We start from the raw sequence: 18,598 nt of genomic DNA, 5'->3' as shown, positions 1-18,598 counted from the left end.
TCGAGCCCGGACACGCTCACTTGTTGCCGCCGCCGGCGGTAAACTCGGGATAGGCTTCGAGACCGCATTCGGCCAGGTCGACGCCTTCGTATTCTTCCTCTTCGCTGACCCGCACGCCCATGATCGCCTTGATGATCAGCCATACGACCAGGCTGGCGATAAAGACCCAGGCGAAGATGCCGATCGTGCCGATCAACTGCGCGCCGAAGGAAGCATCGGCGTTGCTGACGGGCACCACCATCACGCCCCAGATGCCGGCCACGCCGTGGGCCGAGATAGCACCGACCGGGTCATCGAGCTTGAGCTTGTCGAGGCCGACGATGGCGAACACCACCAGCAGGCCGCCGACGGCACCGATCAGCGTCGCACCCAGGGCGCTGGGTGACAGCGGATCGGCGGTGATCGATACCAGACCGGCGATCGCGCCGTTGAGCGCCATGGTCAGGTCGGCCTTGCGGAACCAGACCTTGGCCAGGATCAGCGCGGCGATGACGCCGCCGGCGGCGGCCGCATTGGTGTTGAGCAGTACCTGAGCCACGTTGTTGGCGGAAGCGACGTCGGAGACCTTCAATTCGGAGCCGCCATTGAAGCCGAACCAGCCCATCCACAGGATGAAGGTGCCCAGCGCGGCCAGAGGCATGTTGGCGCCGGGGATTGCGTAGATGGCGCCGTTCTTGCCGTACTTGCCCTTGCGCGGCCCGAGCACCAGCACGCCGGCCAATGCGGCGGAGGCGCCGGCCAGATGAACGATGCCGGAGCCGGCATAGTCGGAATAGCCCAGTTCGGAGAGCCAGCCACCGCCCCAGGTCCAGTAGCCCTCGATGGGGTAGATGACCGCGGTCATCACCACCGCGAAGGCCAGGAACGCCCACAGCTTCATGCGCTCGGCGACGGCGCCCGAGACGATCGACATGGCGGTCGCCACGAACACCACCTGAAAGAAAAAGTCGGCACGCGCCGAGTAGTAGGGCGCGTCATCGCCGCCAATCAAGACTGCATCGACGCCGTTCTCGCTGCCGATCAGAAAGCCGAGGCTGGGCAGGAAACCGCCGGCGCTGCTCGAATACATGATGTAGTAGCCGACCACCAGATACATCGTGCAGGCGATAGCGAACAGCACGACGTTCTTGGTCAGGATTTCTGCGGTGTTCTTCGAGCGTACCAGGCCCGCTTCCAGCATCGCGAAGCCGGCGGCCATCCACATCACCAGCACGCCACTGATGAGGAAGTAGAATGTATCGAGCGCGTAATTGAGCTCTGTCATCGTTATAGTCTCGCTGAATTCAGGAATGGCCCCGCGCCTCAAACGGCGTCGGCCCCGCGTTCGCCGGTGCGAATACGAATGACGTCTTCAAGCGGCGTGACGAACAGCTTGCCGTCGCCGATCTTGCCGCTGTTGGCGGCCTGGCTGACGGCCTCGAGCACGCCTTCCACACGGCTGTCGTCGACTGCGATCTCGATCTTCACCTTGGGCAGGAAATCGACCACGTACTCGGCACCCCGGTAGAGTTCGGTATGCCCTTTCTGACGACCGAAGCCCTTGACCTCGGTGACGGTGATGCCCTGCACGCCGTTATCGGCGAGCGCCTCCCGAACGTCGTCGAGCTTGAATGGCTTTATGATGGCGGTGATGAGTTTCATCCCTTGTCTCCCGTTGTCGGCTTGCGCCTGAAGCTATCAAGCGCAAGCCGTGCCAGTTCGTTTTTTCTGTAGTAATTTCATAGATCTGAACTGCCATCCGGTCAGTCTTATGGTGCAGTGAATCGCTTTGCTGCACTGCCAATCACCGTTTTGGTGCGCCGCTGCCGCAGCGATGCGCCATAACAGGGCATGCGTTGTCGAATTGCCTTGCGTATGCTGAGGAGAACCGCAACAAGGAGTGGGCCGATGATCAGTAGCGAACGGATCAGCCGCCTCGCCCAGCAGCTGGGCGAGCGCCTTCAGGATGCCTCTCACGCGCCCGAAGAGATCCAGCGCAACGTGCATAACGTGATGCGTGGAGCCTTCGATCGCATGGAGCTGGTGACCCGCGAGGACTTCGACATCCTGATGGATGTGCTTCAGCGCACCCGGGCACGGGTCGAGTCGCTGGAAAAGCAGGTCGCCGCGCTCGAAGCCAGTCTCGACGACAGTGCCGGCGCGCCGGGATCGCCGGCGATGGTCGCCGCCGACACGGCAGCGCCACCCGAGGACACGGCAGCGTCCAGCAAGACCGCTTCCGGAAATACATCATCCGCCAAGGGTACGGCGCCCCCCGAGGATACCGACGCCTCATCGCCCAAGCCGCCATAGCGCGGTCTCTTGCGTTGGCCTCGAGACTTGCAGTCCCCGCGCCGATCTGTATCACTAGGCCTGTATCAATGAACAGGCTGGAACAGGCACTGGGTGCGGGGTCGCTATCGTTTCTGGAAGGTGAACGAGAAACTTGGCATGCGACGTCGCTTGAGCATCCGCCGGGCAAGGAGCGGCCATGGCATTAGCCATCATCACCACGCGTGCGGGGCTGGGGCTGGACGCGCCCGAGGTCCTGGTCGAAGTCCATCTGTCCAACGGCCTGCCAGGCATGACCCTGGTCGGCCTGCCGGAAACCGCGGTTCGCGAGAGCCGTGAGCGGGTGCGCAGCGCACTGCTCAACGCCGGCTTCGAGTTTCCCACCACACGACGCATCACCATCAACCTGGCACCGGCCGACCTGCCCAAGGAAGGCGGACGCTTCGACCTGCCCATTGCGCTGGGCATCCTGGTGGCCTCCGAGCAGGTGCCGGCCACCGCCCTCGAGGGAGTGGAGTGTCTTGGCGAGCTGGCCCTCGACGGCCGGCTGCGTCCGGTTACCGGGGTGCTGCCGGCGGCGCTGGCGGTCAAGGCACGGGGGCGCGGATTGCTGGTCGCCGCAGGTAACGCCGACGAGGCCGCGCTGGCCGGCGACCTGCAGGTGCTGCCCGCCGAGCACCTTTCCCAGGTGGTCGCCCATCTGCTGGGCCAGGCCCGGCTCGAACCGCATTGGGTGACGACGCCGACGCTGCCCGAGCAGCCGCTGGCCGATCTGGCCGACGTGCGCGGTCAGTACCAGGCGCGCCGGGCGCTGGAGGTCGCGGCGGCGGGCGGCCACAACCTGCTGTTCTCGGGCCCGCCGGGCACCGGCAAGACCATGCTCGCCAGCCGCCTGCCGGGCATTCTGCCGCCGCTGTCGCCCGACGAGGCGCTCGAGGTCGCGGCGATCCGCTCGGTGTGCGGGCTCGACCTGCTCGAACGCTGGGGTGAGCGGCCGTTTCGCTCGCCGCACCACACCGCCAGCGGCGTGGCGCTGGTCGGCGGCGGTTCGCGGCCGCGCCCCGGCGAGATCTCGCTGGCGCATCAAGGAGTGCTGTTTCTCGACGAGCTGCCGCAATTCGACCGCAGCGTGCTCGAGGTGATGCGCGAGCCGCTGGAATCGGGGCAGATCCATATCGCGAGGGCCAGCCAGCAACGCAGCTTTCCGGCCAGTTTCCAGCTGGTGGCGGCGATGAACCCGTGTCCCTGCGGGCACCTGGGCGACCCGCGCCAGACTTGCGTGTGCACCCCGGCCCAGGTGCAGCGCTACCAGGGGCGGCTTTCCGGTCCGCTGCTCGATCGCATCGATCTGCAGGTCGAAGTGCCGGCAATCCCGCCCGACCAGCTCACCGCCGATACCCGTGGCGAAAGCTCCGTGCAGGTTCGCGAGCGAGTGCTGGCGGCCCGCGAGCGGCAACGCGCCCGGGGCTTTCTCAACGCACGCCTGCCGGGCCCCGAGCTCGAGGCAGCCTGTGCGCTGAGCGACACCGAGCGCGCCTGGCTGGCCGACGTGCTGACTCGGCTCAAGCTCTCGGCGCGCGCCTATCATCGCGTGCTGCGGGTGGCGCTGACGCTGGCCGACCTGGCCGGCGAGCCGCACCCGGGGCGCAGCCAGCTGCTCGAAGCGATCGGCTACCGTCAGCTCGATCGCCTGCGCAGCGGTCGCGATCGGCCTGCCACGGCGAGTAGTCCATGACATCGGTGTCACGCTAAGCTGATAGCCAGGGGCCAGGGTTGGCCCTTGTGGATCGCTGACGGCTTCTGCGCCATTAAGCGTCAGCCACGCCAACGCCAAGGAGGTTCGATGAACAGCACGGATAGCGATCTTGCAGCGATGGATGCCGCCGCTCTGATTGACGCCTACGAGCGGGGCCGGCTCTCGCCGGTGGAGGCGGTCGAGAACGCGCTGGCGCGTATCGATCGCCACAACCCCGCGATCAACGCCTTCTGTCATGTCGATCACCAGGGCGCGATGGCCGCCGCCCGCGACGCCGAAGCCCGCTGGCGGCGCGGCGAGCCGCTGAGCCCGGTGGACGGGCTGCCGGTGACGATGAAGGACCTGACCCGGGTGCGCGGCATGCCCGCCCGTGAAGGCACGCTGATCTCCGATCCCGCGCCGTGCGCGGAGGATTCGCCGCCGGCACGGCGGATGCGCGAAGGCGGCGCCGTCATCCTGGGCAAGACCACCACTCCCGAATTCGGCTGGAAAGGCGTTACCGACAGCCCGCTGACCGGCATCACCTGCAACCCCTGGAATACGCAGCTTACCCCCGGCGGCTCGTCGGGGGGCGCCGCCGCGGCCTGCGCGCTGAACCTGGGCGTGCTGCATCAGGGCGGCGATTCCGGCGGCTCGATCCGCATCCCCGCCGCCTTCACCGGCACGTTCGGCTTCAAGTCGACCTTCGGGCTGGTGCCGCAGTGGCCGCCCTGTTCATTGCCGTCGATGTCGCATATCGGGCCGATCACGCGCACGGTCGACGACGCGATCCGCATGCTCAACGTCATCGGCCGCTACGACTCTCGCGACAGTTATGCCGTCGCCGCGGCGCCGGCGGACTGGAGGGAGACCACCCGACAGACGCTTTCGGGGCTGCGCATCGGTCTGATCACCAAGGCGCGCCGGGTCGGGGTCGATCCGCAGATCACCGCGGCGATCGAGCGAGCGGCGCATACGCTCAGCGAGCTGGGCGCCGAGGTCGTGCCCAGCGATCTTGATCTGCATGAGGCGGGCGAGGCATTCAAGGTACTGTGGTTTTCCACCACCTGGCGGCTGTGCTATCAGCTGACCGAGGCCCAGCGTCACTTGATCAGCGAGGGGCTGCTGAAGAACGCCTGGCGCGGCGAGGGCTTCGATGCCAATGACGTGCACGCGGCGGAAGAGGCCCGGTGGGTCCTGACCTCGCGCTTCGAAGCCCGCTTTCGTGACGAATTCGACCTGTTCCTGATGCCCAGCGTCGCCGTTCTGCCATTCACCGCCGGCCTCGAAGTCCCGGATGGCAGCAGCATGCAGGACTGGATGGATTGGACGCCATTCAGCTATCCGTTCAACCTGACGCGCCAGCCGGCGGCATCGATCCCCTGCGGATTCAGCCGGGAGGGGTTGCCGATCGGCTGCCAACTGGTGGGGGCACGCTTTCGCGATCGCACCGTGCTGCGTGCCGCGCGTATATGGATGCGGTGCCGACGCATTTCCCCGACGTGCCGGGCGTCGCCACGCCGGGCGTCGCCACGCCTCGCGGCTGACGGAGAAGCCACGCCATGCCGCTGTCCCTCACGAATCTGCCGCTGGCCTGGAGCATCGGCCTGTTCTGCCTCTGTGCGCTGGTGATCGGCGTGATCGGTACGCGCCTGACCCATGTGGTCGACGACCTCGCCGATCGCACCGGCCTGGGCGAGGCCATCGCCGGCGCCCTGCTGCTGGGCGCGACGACCTCGTTGTCGGGCAGCGTCCTCTCGGTGACAGCGGGCTGGGCCGGCCAGGCCGAACTCGCGGTGAGCAACGCCGTGGGCGGCATCGCCGTACAGACGCTGTTTCTCACCGTCGCCGACATGTTCCTGCGGCGCGTCAATCTCGAGCATGCGGCCGCCTCCATCGGCAACCTGATGCAGGGCGCCTTGCTGGTCTGCATGCTGTCGCTGATCCTGGTGGGCAGCTTCTCGCCGGAGTGGACGCTGTGGGGCATCCATCCGATCACGCCGCTGATGGTGGTGGGCTATGCCTACGGGCTGCGCATCGTCAACGAGGCGCGTACCGCGCCGATGTGGATGCCCGCCCGCACCCGCGAGACGCGCGAGGATGTGCCCGACGAGGCGCTCCAGCAGCGCTCGCTGGCCTCCCTGTGGACGTCGTTTCTGATCATGGCGTTGATCCTGGGGGTCGCCGGGTGGCTGCTGCAACGCTCGGCGACGGTGATCGCCGAGGAGACCGGGCTCGGCCAGGTCGCCGTCGGGGTACTGCTGACGTCGATCACCACCTCGCTGCCGGAGCTGGTGACCTCGGTGACAGCGGTGCGGCGCGGGGCCCTGACGCTGGCCGTGGGAGGCATCATCGGCGGCAATGCCTACGACACGCTGTTTACCGCGATGTCGGACATCGCCTATCGCGAGGGCTCGATCTATCACGCCATCTCCAACCAGACGCTGCTGTGGGTGGCGCTGTCGATGGTCATGACCGGGGTGTTGATCATGGGCCTGGTGCGCCGCGAGAAGCATGGCCCGGGACGCATCGGCTTCGAGAGCGTGACCATTATCGGCCTTTATCTGGCCGGTGTGGCCATGGTGGTGTTCGGCGGCGCCAACGGCGGTTGAGAGGATGCTTACAAAAGGGCTGCACTCGGCAATACGGCGTTGAAATTATCCTCGAGCGCGAGTCCGATCAAAATACTCATTTACTATCTGTAAACTCGCGTGCGAGCCCAGTGCGCTTTTTCGTTCAATTTCGCCTTGTCTTGCCATTGTTCGCCTGTTTCGTAGACATCCTCTGAGCCGGGTGGCGTCACGCCGTCAGCGCGCCCTCCAGCGCGCCCAGGCGCCCCGGTTCGAGGGCGGCGGCGAGGGTACTGATGCGCAGCACATGGCCGAGCGCCGGGTGAGCGGGGCGATGGACGAGGGTGCCGGCATCGAGCAACTGGCGATGGATGCTGGCAGCCCGCTCGGCGTCGGCGAGACGCACGGCGATGAAGTTGGTGTCGCTGGGCGGCACGTCGCCGCCCAGACCGCGCAAGCGCTCGGTGAGGCGCTCGCGACAGGCGATGACCGCGTCGACGTGGGCGCGGGTCTCGTCGGGGTTGTCGAGCACGGTCTCGGCGGCGCTCAGCGCCAGCGACGAGACGGCATAGTGGATGCGCACCTTGGCCAGCATGGCCAGGGCCTCGGGCTCGGCGATCGCGTAGCCGATGCGCAGTCCCGCCAGTCCGTGGGCCTTGGAGAACGTGCGCAGGCGGATCGCCCCGGGCCACACCGCACCCGCCGAGGGCGCCGCGGCATCCCGGCGGAAGTCGTGATAGGCCTCGTCGAGCAGCAGCGTGCAGCTATCGGGCAGAGCGTCGCGCAGGGCGAGCACCGCAGCGTCGTCGTGCAGGTGGCCGCCGGGATTGTCGGGGTTGGCCAGATACACGAGATGCGCGTCTTCGCGATGCGCCCGCTCGGCAAGCGCCTCGAGATCGGGGGCGAGCAGCCCGGGAGCGTCCTGGTAGGCGACTTCGCTCAACCGACAACCCTGGCCTGCGGCGAAGTAGCCGAAGGTCGGATAGGTGCCGGCGCTGGCGATCACCGGGCTGCCGGGCTCGCAGCAGGCGCGCAGCGTCAGCGCGATCAGGCTGTCGGCGCCGGCGTCGACCAACAGCGACTCGAGCGGGCTGCCCAGCGCATCGCCCAGGCGCTGACGGACGCCGAGCGCTTCGGCGTCGCCGTAGGCGCGGGCGAGTTCGGCGAATTCGTCGCCGAAGCGCGCCGTCAATGCCCGGTGCGGCATGTCGAGCCCCTCGTTGGAGCCCAGACGATGCGGGATGCGGCGCCCCAGGCGTCGCTCGAGGGCCTTGAGGCCCGGGAAGGGGTTGGTCGGTCCCTGGCGGTCCTGCAGGTGGCGAGCGTAACGCGACATGACGGCTCCTTGTTTTGGCGAACGTGACGCGGCGCGGGCGAGCGATCCCGCTGAAGCCATTGTGACTCGGCTACCGGCCTGACAAAAGCGCCGAGGGCGCGTTTCGGATGCGCTTCGAGTACAAGTTTGGGGCGCGTTTAACGCGGTTGCGGGCGCTCTCCTATAGTGCCGAGGCATCGAGCGCGCCGGTGAGCGTCTGCTGCCAGCGGGGCTCGTCGTTGCCGGGCCGGCGCAGCGCGAGTTCCAGCCGGTAGGGCAGCAGCCGGCGGTCGGAGAGCGTCAGCGCCGGGCCTTCGGCGATCAGGCGGCTTTCCAGCAACCATTGATTGTCCGGTACATCGCGAGTGGTCCTGTCCGGCATCCAGTCGAGCACCTGGGGGCCCGCATCGACGGCCAGCAGGGCGCGGGTCAGGGTTTCGCCGAATTGCTCGGGTTCGATCGACAGCGCGGTATCGACCTCGGTCGGGGCGAGCAACAGTACGCGTTCGCCTTCCGGCACCCGCCACACCGGCGCGGCAAGGGTCGCCTCGGCGGCACGTTCGCCCAGCCCGTAGAGCGCCTGGCGGGCGGTCCTGGGCGGGCCCGGGTCGCTCGCGCAGCCGCTTAGAGCCAGCGCGATCAACAGCGCGATGAGCCATCCTGGCGCGCGCAGCGTCGGTGAATGTCGAGCATGGTATCGAGACATGTTCAGGGCGTCGTGGTGGGTTGATCGGCCGCGGCCGGGGCGCCGTGAAAGCCGGCGAGAAATGCATCGAGCTCGTCGAACAGCGGCTCGCGGATGAACGCCGACTCGTTGACCAGATGGTGACGCGCCTCGGGATGGCGGACCACCCGCGCCTGGGGAAACTTGCCGGTCAGCACTTCGAGATTCCATGCCCAGTCGACGGTCAGGTCCTGCTCGCCCTGCAGGATCAGCACCGGCAGGTCGCTGGCCGGCAGCGCCAGCATATGGCTCATCCAGCGGCGCATCGCGGTGACCCAGGTCAACGTCAGGCGGTCGGGCTGCAGGGGGTCGCTTTCGCGCAGGAAGGCGGCGAAGTCGGCGTCGTTGGAGTTGGCCTGGTAGCTCCGCGGGATCGAGCGGATGAACGGGCTGGCCAGGCGATGCAGCCAGCTCGACTGCGGCCAGCCCCATGGCCGCACCAGCGGCGCGAGCAGGGCGAGCCCCTGCCAGGGCGAGGCCGTGCCGCGACCCAGCGCGTCGGTGGCGAGGATCGCTGCGCCGGTACTCTGGCCGATGCCCACCCAGGGGTGAGGCGCCAGGTCTTCGCCGGTGAGTTGACGCTGCAGCGCCTGCAGGCAGGCGCCGTAGTCCTCGAAGTCGTCGATGGTCGCGCGCGCCCCGCTGGACAGGCCATGCCCCGGCAGGTCCCACAGCACCACGCGCCAGCCCTGGTCGAGCAGCCGTTCGAGCAGGTGGCGGTAGAGCCCCAGATGATCGAAATACCCGTGCACGACGAAGGCCGTGCCGCACGGTTGCTCGGGTGTCCATACCTGCGCCCACAGCCGGTAACGCTCGGTGTCGACGAACCCGGCGTAGAGGCCGACCCGGCGATCGAGCAGCGGCGCCAGACGATAGTGCGCCAGGTAGTCGCTCAACGCGCGCGGCGGCAAAGCGCTTATCCGCGCCAGCGGTCCGAGGGCCTGTAGGGATTCGAATTGGCTCATTGGGCTCCTTGTTGTACGCCTCCATGCTAGCGTCGATTGTGAACCAGCGCAGGCCTTGTGTCGCTAACCGATGACGCTCATTGGCCCTGCTCGCTTGCCCCTTGCGGGATTTTCTGAGCTAATGTGTGGAATGTATTTCCACAATTACCGCATGAAGGGCCATCGCATCGCGACGGCGTCATGCAGTGCAGCAGGAGGTAGCTTGCCATGACTCAACGTGTCACACGTCACCGCCTTCAGGTGGCCGCCGAACTCGATCGCTTCCTCAACGAGGCCGCGTTGCCCGACAGCGGGGTCGATCCCGACGACTTCTGGTCCGGGCTCGATGCGCTGGTACACGATCTGACTCCCAGGAACCGCGAACTGCTCGCCGAACGCGAGCGCCTGCAGGGCGAGCTGGATGCGTGGCACAAGGCACACCCCGGGCCGGTCCGCGATCTACGCAGTTACCGGGACTTCCTCAAGCGGATCGGCTACCTGGTCGATCCGCCAAGCAGCGTCGCGGCCACCACCCGCAATGTCGACGCCGCGGTCGCCGTACAGGCCGGCCCGCAGCTGGTGGTGCCGATGAGCAACGCCCGCTACGCCCTCAATGCCGCCAACGCGCGCTGGGGCAGCCTCTACGATGCACTCTACGGCAGCGACGTGATCGGCGAGGAGGGTGGCGCCGAGAAAAGCGGCGGCTATAACCCCAAGCGCGGCGAGAAGGTCATCGGCTACGCACGCAACGTGCTCGACCAGGCGGCGCCGCTGGCCGAAGGCTCGCATCGCGACGCCCAGCGCTACAGCGTCAGCGGCCGCCATCTCACGGTGACCTTGAAAGACGGGCGCGACGTGGGCCTCAAGCGCCCCGACCAGTTCCTCGGCTATCAGGGCGAGGCCAGCGCACCGACGGCGGTGCTGCTCGCCAATCATGGCCTGCACCTGGAAATTCAGTTCGACGCCGAGCACGCCATCGGCAAGACCGACCCGGCGCACGTCAAGGACGTGGCGCTCGAGGCGGCGGTGACCACCATCATGGACTGCGAGGACTCGGTGGCGGCGGTCGATGCCGAGGACAAGGTCGGCGTCTACGCCAACTGGCTGGGGCTGATGCGCGGCGATCTTACCGAGACCATCGACAAGGGCGGCAAGACCTTCACCCGCCGCTTGAGCCCCGACCGCGAGTACCGTGCGGCCGATGGCAGCGCGCTGAGCCTGCCCGGGCGCTCGCTGCTGTTCGTGCGCAACGTCGGCCATCTGATGACCACCCCGGCGGTGCTCGACGGCGACGGCAACGAGATCCCCGAGGGCATCCTCGACGGTTTGGTGACCAGCCTGATCGCGCTGCACGATCTTAACAAGGCCGACAAAAACGCGAGCGCGGCTTCGGGCGCCACTGACGGCGCCGCGATGAGAAACAGCCGTACCGGCTCGGTCTACATCGTCAAGCCCAAGATGCACGGCCCCCAGGAAGTGGCGTTCGCCAACGAGCTGTTCTCGCGCATCGAGGATGTGCTGGGCATGGCCCGCGACACGCTGAAGATCGGCATCATGGACGAGGAACGGCGCACCACCGTCAATCTCAAGGCCTGCATCGATGCGGCGCGCTCGCGGGTGGCATTCATCAATACCGGCTTCCTCGATCGCACCGGCGACGAGATGCATACCGCCATGGAAGCCGGGGCGATGCTGCGCAAGGGCGACATGAAGGGTGCGGCGTGGATCGCCGCCTACGAAAAGAACAACGTCCAGGTCGGGCTGACCTGCGGCCTGCGCGGACGCGCCCAGATCGGCAAGGGCATGTGGGCGATGCCCGACAAGATGGCGGCGATGCTCGAGCAGAAGATCGGCCATCCCAAGGCTGGCGCCAATACCGCCTGGGTACCGTCGCCGACCGCCGCGGTACTGCACGCGCTGCATTATCACCAGATCGACGTCGACGCCGTCCAGCAGGAACTCGAGCGCCAGGGCGAAGGCGACCTGCTCGACGACCTGTTGACGGTGCCGGTGGTCGAACGCGCCGACTGGGGCCGCGATGAGATCCAGCAGGAGCTCGACAACAACTGCCAGGGCATTCTCGGCTACGTGGTGCGCTGGGTCGAGCACGGCGTGGGCTGCTCCAAGGTACCCGACATCCACGACGTCGGCCTGATGGAGGACCGCGCCACACTGCGCATTTCCAGCCAGCACATCGCCAACTGGCTTTACCATGGCGTGGTCAGCGAGGCTCAGGTACGCGAGACGCTGGAACGCATGGCCAAGGTGGTCGACGACCAGAACGCCGGCGACCCGGAATACACCCCGATGACTGCCCATCTGGCCGACTCCAGCGCCTTCCAGGCCGCCTCCGACCTGATCTTCAAGGGTCGCAGCCAGCCGGCCGGTTATACCGAGCCGCTCTTGCATCACTGGCGCGCCGTGCACAAGGCGAAATCCTGAGCTGCGGGCTACGGGCTACGGGCTACGGGCTATGCAGGCCTGAGCGGGTGGGAGCGAATTTATTCGCGATGAATTGGCTCCATCGGTAACAAGTTCCCTCCCACGGGGCTATGGGTTATGAGCTGCTAGCAATGGGTAGGGGGTATCCTGATGCTCGCGGCTCGCGGTCTGTGCGGCGCTCGGCGCTTGCGCTATCGTGGGCGCAACCGCCGAGCGTCATCGAGCCCGCCAGGAGAAAGCCATGACCGTAATGACCGCCGCCGCCATCGAGGAATTTCTCGACGAGGTATTCCCCCATCGTCAGGGCACCATCGAAGGGGTCGACGAGATGCGCGCCACCATGAGCCTGGCGATCGAGGACGAGCATCTGCGTCCCGGCGCCTGTGTCTCCGGGCCGAGCATGATGGCGTTGGCGGATGTCTGTCTATACGTGGCGATCCTCGCTCAGATCGGTCCCGAGGCGATGGCGGTGACCAGCGACCTGAACTGCCACTTTCTGCGCCGTGCTCGCGGCGATCGCGACCTGATCGCCAATGCCCGGCTGGTCAAGCTCGGCCGGCGCCTGGCGGTGGGCGAGGTCGAGCTGTTCTCGGCCGGCGACGATCAGCCGGTGGCGCTGGTCACGGCGACCTACGTACTGCCCGATCAGGACGAGGACGACTGAATCATCTCGCCGGGCGAGCCCGCCCGGCGCAGACCGCCAGCGCCAGCCAGCCAGCCATCAGCAGCAGCCCACCCAGCGGCGTGACCGGCCCCAGCCAGCGAGCACCGGTCAGCACCAGCAGGTACAGCGAGCCCGAGAACAGCGCGGCTCCCGAAGCCCACAGCGCCAGCACCAGGCGCTGACCGCGCAGCGGCTGGATCTGACGCCAGACCAATACCCCGAGCATCGCCAGGGTATGCCAGACCTGGTAGCGCACGGCCGTGTCGAAGGTCTCGAGCAGACCCGGCGCGACGTCCCCCTGCAGGCCGTGGGCACCGAACGCGCCGGCGGCCACGCCGAGCAAACCGCTCAGCGCGACGCCAATCCAGGTAAACCGATGGGGCATGGCGAAGCACTCCTGACTTGGTGAATCATATAGGCCGTGAAAGCGCATCCGGTCGGCCGCGCAAAGCACCGAGGCTTTCGTCGTCGATGTGGCTCGCTATGATGCCGCCCGTCGACCCGCCTGGCGAGCCGGTATTCGATCCCAAGGTGCGCAACGAGCCCGAACAGGTCGATAGCGATGTCTGGCCGCCGCGAGATATCTGATTGCGGGATGTCTGCGGCAACGTTTGGCGTTAAAATGATGGCCCGTCTTCGGAACGGGCCGTTAACGCTTTGATCATTGGATGCACAGACGTCATGCAGATTCAGCTCAATGGCCAGCGCCATACGCTCGACGGCGAACCGACCCTCGACGACCTGGTCGCGACGCTGGGCCTGACGGGGCGGCGCATCGCGATCGAGGTCAACGAAGCGATCGTGCCGCGCAGCCAGCACACCGCGACCCGGCTGGCCGACGGCGACCGGGTCGAAGTGGTCCACGCCATCGGCGGTGGTTGATCGCCGCGGCAGGACGACCGCAGGTGCGCAGGCCACCGCGACTACTCTCGGAGCCATTATGACCGACCTTCAACTCGACCGGCCTTGGCGGGTCGCCGAACGTACGTTCCATTCGCGGCTGCTGGTCGGCACCGGCAAGTACCGCGATCTCGACGAGACCGCGGCGGCGGTCGCCGCCAGCGGCGCCGAGATCGTCACCTTCGCCGTGCGCCGCACCAATCTCGGCCAGAGTCCCGACGAGCCCAACCTGCTCGACGCCGTGTCCCCCGAGCGTTACACGCTGCTGCCCAATACCGCCGGCTGCTATACCGCCAAGGACGCCGTACGGACCTGCAAGCTGGCGCGGGAACTGCTCGACGGCCACAACCTGGTCAAGCTCGAGGTGCTGGGCGACGACCAGACGCTGTATCCCAACGTGGTCGAGACGCTCAAGGCCGCCGACGAGCTGGTCCGCGACGGCTTCGAGGTGATGGTCTACACCAGCGACGATCCGATCGTCGCCCGCGAACTCGAGGCGCTCGGCTGTAGCGCGGTAATGCCGCTGGGCTCACTGATCGGCTCGGGCCATGGCCTGCTCAACCCGGCGAATCTGGCGCTGATCGTCGACAACGCCAGCGTGCCGGTGCTGGTCGACGCCGGCATCGGCACCGCCTCCGACGCGGCGCTGGCGATGGAGATGGGCTGCGCCGGGGTGCTGATGAACTCGGCGATCGCTCACGCCCGCCACCCGATCGTCATGGCCGGGGCCATGAAGAAGGCCATCGAGGCCGGCCGCGAGGCCTTCCTTGCCGAGCGCATGCCGCGGCGCTCGCGCGCCGAGGCGTCATCGCCGGTCAGCGGGCGGATCAACTCCTGAGTGCATGAGATGAGTGACAACCCTTTGAGCGTCGAGAGCGAGACCTCGTCAGCCGGCGATTCGCCTCCGCGGCGCGGCATCAAGAGCTATGTGCTGCGCGCCGGACGCATGACCGTCGCCCAGACCCGCGGCCTCGAGGAGGTCTGGCCGCGTCTGGGACTGAGCGTCGTCGATGGCCCGCTGGATCTCGATGCCCTGTTCGGGCGCGCCGCGCCGCGGGTGGTGGAGATCGGCTTCGGCATGGGCGCCTCGCTGATCGAACAGGTGCAGGCCCACCCGGAAACCGACTTCATCGGCATCGAGGTGCACGCCCCGGGGGTCGGCAAGCTGCTCGACGAGGCCGACAAGCGCCAATTGAGCAACCTGCGGGTGTACCGCGAGGACGCCCTGGAGGTGCTGTCGCAGTGCATTCCCGAGGCCAGCCTCGACGGTCTGCAGCTATTCTTCCCCGATCCCTGGCCGAAGAAGAAGCATCACAAGCGGCGCATCGTCCAGCCGAGCTTCGTCGAACTGGTGCGCACCCGGCTCAGGCCCGGCGGCACACTGCACATGGCCACCGACTGGCAAGCCTATGCCGAACACATGGCCGAGGTCATGGCCGCGGCCCGCGGCTACCGCAACACCGCGGCCGAGGGCGATTACGTGGCGCGCCCCGCGTTTCGCCCGCTGACCAAGTTCGAAAGCCGCGGTGCGAAGCTCGGTCATGGCGTATGGGACCTGCTTTTCGCGCGGACCGATTGAGAAAAACCGCCGCCGCTGCATGCCGTCCCGAGGCCGCTCATCGAGCGGCCTTTTCATGCGTCTGACAGGGGCGGCGCTCGATAAAAAAACCGCCCGGGAGGGCGGCTGTAAGACCGTGACTAGCTTGATGAGGAGATAACCATGGCAGGAACCTGACATTCGCTGCGATGGTCCGTGGCGCTTTGGCAAACGCCACAATCAAAAGGTAATAGTTCTCATTTGTTCTGTCAATCTAAAAGAGACATATTTTCAACAAGTCCTCGCGCCAATCGCCGGCCGCCGGATTCGCGCTAGCCGGTCAGCGCCAGCCAGGCCGGCAGGCTGAGCATGGCGAGTAGCGTCTGGCCAGTGATCAGCGCCGCCATCAATTCGGCATCACCGCCCAGTTGGCGCGCCAGGATATAGGCCGAGGTGGCGGTGGGCAGGGCGGCGAAGAGCAATGCGACGTCACGGCTGACCGGGTCGAGCCCGGTCAGCCAGGCCAGCGCCAGCACCAGGGCCGGCATCAACAACAGCTTGACCAGGTTGGCGCTCCACACGCCGCGATCGAGGCGCGCCAGCGCGCGTGGGCGAAGCGCCACGCCCACCGCCACCAGGCCGAGTGGCAGTGCAGCGCGACCCAGCAGGCCGACGGCCTGCTCGCTCCACCCTGGCAGCCCAAGGCCCGATAGATTGAGGGCAATGCCAATGAGGCAGGCCAGGATCAGCGGGTTGCGGGTCAGCGCCGCGAAGCTCTTGGCAAGGCTCGACGGGCCCAGAGTGCCGGCGGCGATGAAGCACGCCACGCACAGCACGTTGATCACCGGTACCATCAGCGCCACCGCCACCGCGGCGACCGTCGCCCCGGCGTTGCCATGCAGGGCAGCCGCACCGGCAACGCCGACGTAGGTATTGAAGCGCAATGCGCCCTGGAACACCGACGTGAACGCCGCCGCGTCGAGTCCCAGCGCGGGACGGGCCCACCACAGCGCGACCGCGAAGCCGGCGATGGCACCCAGCAGCACGATGGCCACGCGACCCACCGGAACCTGGGAGACATCGGCGGTGGCCAGCGTGGAAACCAGCATGGCAGGAAACAGCAGAAAATAGATCAGGCGCTCCATCTGCACCCAGAAATCGCCGCCGGGCAGGCGTCGCCAGCCGAGCAGGGCGCCCAGCAGGATCAATAGAAACAGCGGACCCAGGGCGCCTTGAACGCTGCTCATCGAACTCTCCTTCTGGCTGCGAGGCCGGGCGCCGTGGCTTGATGCCTTGACCCTCATCACGCGGAGATCCACAAAAAACCCCCGCACGGCTGGCATGCGGGGGTGAGCGAACCTTTCGCGGCTGACTCGCTTGGGCGTGCTTAGCCGTTCTGGTCACTATTGCCGGCGTTGGCGCTATCACCCTGGCCCTGATTGCTTTCGTTCTGGCTCTGGCTGTTTCCTGACTGGCCTGAAGCCTTCGCCTCGGCCTTGGTCACGTCAAGCAGCTCGACCTTGAAGGCCAGCGCCTGGTTAGGGCCGATCGGGCCGCCGGTTCCGGCCGGGCCGTAGGCCAGGTCGGACGGCAGATAGACCATCCAGGTATCGCCAACGCTCATCATCTTCAGCGCTTCCTGCCAACCGGGGATGACCTGATCGACGCGGAACTCGACCGGCTCGCCACGCTCGTAGGAACTGTCGAAGACAGTGCCATCGATCAGCTTGCCTTCGTAATCGACCTTGACGGTATCGTTGGCATCCGGCGAGGCGCCATCACCTGATTCGAGCACCTTGTACTGCAGACCCGAGTCGGTGACCTTGACGCCGTCCTTCTTGGCGTTTTCGGCGAGGAACTCTTCGCTCTCGGCCTTGTTCTGCTCGGCGGCCTGCTTGGCCTGCTTCTGACGTTCGGCGTTCTGCTGCTGCTGGAACTGGGTCAGCGCCTGAGTCATCTCCTCCTTGCTCATCTGCAGATCGTCGCCGGCATAGACGTCCTCGACGGCCTGCGTGAAGCTGGCGATATCCAGGTCCTGGATATCCTGGGAGAGACTCTGGCCGAGCGTTACGCCGATGCTGTAGCTGAGCTTCTGCTGGTCGCTCTGGGGAGCGGCGAGGGCCCACGGCGCGCTGGCCAGTAGCGTCAAGGCAACGGCGGTCACCTGAATTTTCATGAAATCTCCTCGTTATCGTGGTTCGGCATGCGATGTACAGTCTTTCGGTGGGCGATGGCTCGCAGCCGCCCAACCGCTAGTGGGACTCTAACAGGGCGTGTCAGGTTCCGCATCCATGCACATCCCCGCTTACGGACCCCGACTTGACATTGCCATGGCTTTGCTCTTCTCTGGATTAACATCGACAACGAAAGGGGAACGTGATGCAAATGCGCAATTTCATGATCGGTGTTACCGCCTTGGGTATGGTGGGTACCGCTTCTTCGGCATTCGCCGAAACTTGGCGCTTCGGCCTCGAGGAGACCGAAGGCAGCGTTCAGTACAGCTACGCCGAAGAATTCAAGAAGATGATCGAGGAGAAGAGCGAAGGTGACATCACCGTGCAGCTTCTCCCCTATGGATCCTGGGGATCGAACTACACGGCGCTTTACGATGCCATCCAGAACGGTTCGATACAGATCGGTTTCGGCTCGGGCTTTCTCGGTGGCACGGTGCCCGAAAGCCAGCTGATGAGCCTCAACTTCGTCATGCCGAACGACCAGCTTCAAACGGCGCAGATACTCAACTCCGATGAGTTCCTGAAAAGCGATCCGTGGCAGCAGTCATTCCGTGAGCGTGATCTGGTTCCGCTGGCTGCCCTGCCCGAGGGTTACCAGGTCTGGACTGCCAACAAGGAGATCCGCACCCCGGAAGACATGCAGGGGTTGCAGATTCGCGTCATGGACAACAGCCTGCTGCGCAAGACTTACCAGGCCTACGGCGCATCGCCGATCACCATCGCTTACGGTGAGTTGTACAGCGCTCTGCAGCAGGGCCAGGCGGAAGGCAATATCCAGCCGGTTTTCGCCCACGAGAACATGGGCTTCTACGAAGTTCAGGACTACATGATCTTCGCCGACCAGTCGCAGTTCATCGCCAATCTGATCGGTAACCTCGATTGGTATGAAGGGCTGTCCGACGAGCAGCGTCAGACCCTCGACACCACGCTGGATGAAATGGTCCAGAAAGGCCACGACATCCAGACCCAGTTCAATACCGAGCGTCTTGATACCATCAAGGAAAAGAGCGATATCAACATCATCAAGCTGACTGATGAAGAACGCGCCAAGTTCCGCGAACTCGCCAAGCCGGTTCGCCAGGTCTATGTCGATTTGGTCGGTGAGCGTGGCAAGCAGTCGCTGGATATCCTGCTCGAGCAGATCAAGCAGAGCCAATCCGGCAACCAGGACTCCTGATAGCGAGACCCGCGCGTCGGCCAGGGTAGCTGGCTAGTCGACCCCCTGCCCGGAAGCGAGAGCTTCCGGGCAGTTTCGTTTGTCT

The 18,598-nt window shown here is 66.2% G+C and carries 18 protein-coding genes; 10 read left to right on the top strand and 8 right to left on the bottom strand.

Annotated features, from left to right (window positions below):
• Nucleotides 1-16: 16 nt before the first annotated feature.
• Nucleotides 17-1,264, bottom strand: a complete 1,248-nt coding sequence (locus K7I12_RS03080; RefSeq protein WP_231662974.1) for an ammonium transporter — start codon at nt 1,262-1,264, stop codon at nt 17-19.
• 38 nt (nt 1,265-1,302) lie between these two features.
• Entirely contained in the window at nt 1,303-1,641 is a 339-nt protein-coding gene (locus K7I12_RS03075; RefSeq protein ID WP_031384898.1) for a P-II family nitrogen regulator, read from the bottom strand.
• A gap of 246 nt (nt 1,642-1,887) precedes the next feature.
• Here K7I12_RS03075 and K7I12_RS03070 point away from each other — a divergent pair, with 246 nt between their 5' ends.
• From K7I12_RS03070 to K7I12_RS03055, 4 genes are all read left to right on the top strand, one after another.
• Nucleotides 1,888-2,292, top strand: coding sequence for an accessory factor UbiK family protein (locus tag K7I12_RS03070; protein ID WP_035575386.1), 405 nt, complete (start codon nt 1,888-1,890; stop codon nt 2,290-2,292).
• A 178-nt stretch (nt 2,293-2,470) separates the two neighbouring features.
• Nucleotides 2,471-4,006, top strand: coding sequence for a YifB family Mg chelatase-like AAA ATPase (locus K7I12_RS03065; RefSeq protein ID WP_031384900.1), 1,536 nt, complete (start codon nt 2,471-2,473; stop codon nt 4,004-4,006).
• Between the two features lie 108 nt (nt 4,007-4,114).
• A complete protein-coding gene (locus tag K7I12_RS03060) occupies nt 4,115-5,638 on the top strand; it encodes an amidase (protein WP_231662973.1) in 1,524 nt (507 codons plus the stop codon).
• Entirely contained in the window at nt 5,569-6,618 is a 1,050-nt protein-coding gene (locus K7I12_RS03055) for a sodium:calcium antiporter (protein WP_031384902.1), read from the top strand. The genes K7I12_RS03060 and K7I12_RS03055 overlap by 70 nt, the downstream gene beginning before the upstream one ends.
• A gap of 187 nt (nt 6,619-6,805) precedes the next feature.
• Here the strand turns inward: K7I12_RS03055 and K7I12_RS03050 are convergent, their stop codons facing one another.
• The 3 genes from K7I12_RS03050 to K7I12_RS03040 all read right to left on the bottom strand — a co-directional run bounded on the left by K7I12_RS03050 (nt 6,806) and on the right by K7I12_RS03040 (nt 9,580).
• Complete coding sequence (locus tag K7I12_RS03050) at nt 6,806-7,912, bottom strand: aminotransferase class I/II-fold pyridoxal phosphate-dependent enzyme (protein WP_231662972.1); 1,107 nt, start codon at nt 7,910-7,912, stop codon at nt 6,806-6,808.
• A gap of 160 nt (nt 7,913-8,072) precedes the next feature.
• On the bottom strand, nt 8,073-8,597 hold the full coding sequence (locus K7I12_RS03045) for a hypothetical protein (protein WP_231662971.1): 525 nt from the start codon (nt 8,595-8,597) through the stop codon (nt 8,073-8,075).
• Nucleotides 8,598-8,599: 2 nt separating this feature from the next.
• Nucleotides 8,600-9,580, bottom strand: coding sequence for an alpha/beta hydrolase (locus K7I12_RS03040; protein WP_231662969.1), 981 nt, complete (start codon nt 9,578-9,580; stop codon nt 8,600-8,602).
• Nucleotides 9,581-9,787: 207 nt separating this feature from the next.
• On the opposite strand from K7I12_RS03040, the gene K7I12_RS03035 reads away from it, so the two are divergent.
• Together K7I12_RS03035 and K7I12_RS03030 are read left to right on the top strand one after the other, a co-directional pair.
• Nucleotides 9,788-12,001: a malate synthase G gene (locus tag K7I12_RS03035; protein ID WP_031384906.1), complete on the top strand. Its 2,214-nt coding sequence runs from the start codon at nt 9,788-9,790 to the stop codon at nt 11,999-12,001.
• A 241-nt stretch (nt 12,002-12,242) separates the two neighbouring features.
• The gene (locus K7I12_RS03030) at nt 12,243-12,665 is read left to right on the top strand and encodes a PaaI family thioesterase (RefSeq protein WP_031384907.1); all 423 of its coding nucleotides are present in this window, start codon (nt 12,243-12,245) and stop codon (nt 12,663-12,665) included.
• 1 nt (nt 12,666) lies between these two features.
• On the opposite strand, the gene K7I12_RS03025 is transcribed toward K7I12_RS03030, so the two are convergent.
• Nucleotides 12,667-13,050, bottom strand: a complete 384-nt coding sequence (locus tag K7I12_RS03025) for a DUF423 domain-containing protein (RefSeq protein ID WP_031384908.1) — start codon at nt 13,048-13,050, stop codon at nt 12,667-12,669.
• A 296-nt stretch (nt 13,051-13,346) separates the two neighbouring features.
• Between K7I12_RS03025 and thiS the strand changes: the two genes are divergently transcribed.
• The 3 genes from thiS to trmB are packed head-to-tail and all read left to right on the top strand — an operon-like array spanning nt 13,347 to nt 15,144.
• Nucleotides 13,347-13,547: a sulfur carrier protein ThiS gene (thiS, locus tag K7I12_RS03020; RefSeq protein WP_031384909.1), complete on the top strand. Its 201-nt coding sequence runs from the start codon at nt 13,347-13,349 to the stop codon at nt 13,545-13,547.
• 58 nt (nt 13,548-13,605) lie between these two features.
• Nucleotides 13,606-14,403 carry a thiazole synthase gene (locus K7I12_RS03015; RefSeq protein WP_031384910.1) on the top strand — a complete coding sequence of 266 codons (798 nt, stop codon included), beginning with the start codon at nt 13,606-13,608 and terminating at the stop codon, nt 14,401-14,403.
• 9 nt (nt 14,404-14,412) lie between these two features.
• Nucleotides 14,413-15,144: a tRNA (guanosine(46)-N7)-methyltransferase TrmB gene (gene trmB, locus K7I12_RS03010; protein WP_231662968.1), complete on the top strand. Its 732-nt coding sequence runs from the start codon at nt 14,413-14,415 to the stop codon at nt 15,142-15,144.
• 290 nt (nt 15,145-15,434) lie between these two features.
• Here trmB and K7I12_RS03005 read toward each other — a convergent pair whose 3' ends face one another.
• Nucleotides 15,435-16,349, bottom strand: coding sequence for an AEC family transporter (locus tag K7I12_RS03005; protein WP_231662967.1), 915 nt, complete (start codon nt 16,347-16,349; stop codon nt 15,435-15,437).
• Nucleotides 16,350-16,489: 140 nt separating this feature from the next.
• Nucleotides 16,490-17,278 carry an FKBP-type peptidyl-prolyl cis-trans isomerase gene (locus K7I12_RS03000; RefSeq protein ID WP_231662966.1) on the bottom strand — a complete coding sequence of 263 codons (789 nt, stop codon included), beginning with the start codon at nt 17,276-17,278 and terminating at the stop codon, nt 16,490-16,492.
• A gap of 203 nt (nt 17,279-17,481) precedes the next feature.
• Here K7I12_RS03000 and dctP point away from each other — a divergent pair, with 203 nt between their 5' ends.
• Nucleotides 17,482-18,513, top strand: coding sequence for a TRAP transporter substrate-binding protein DctP (gene dctP, locus K7I12_RS02995; protein ID WP_031384914.1), 1,032 nt, complete (start codon nt 17,482-17,484; stop codon nt 18,511-18,513).
• Nucleotides 18,514-18,598 lie beyond the last annotated feature (85 nt).

This window comes from Halomonas sp. IOP_31 (assembly GCF_021151495.1).
Lineage (GTDB): Bacteria > Pseudomonadota > Gammaproteobacteria > Pseudomonadales > Halomonadaceae > Modicisalibacter > Modicisalibacter zincidurans.
This window is presented reverse-complemented; position numbering and strand designations above follow the sequence as displayed.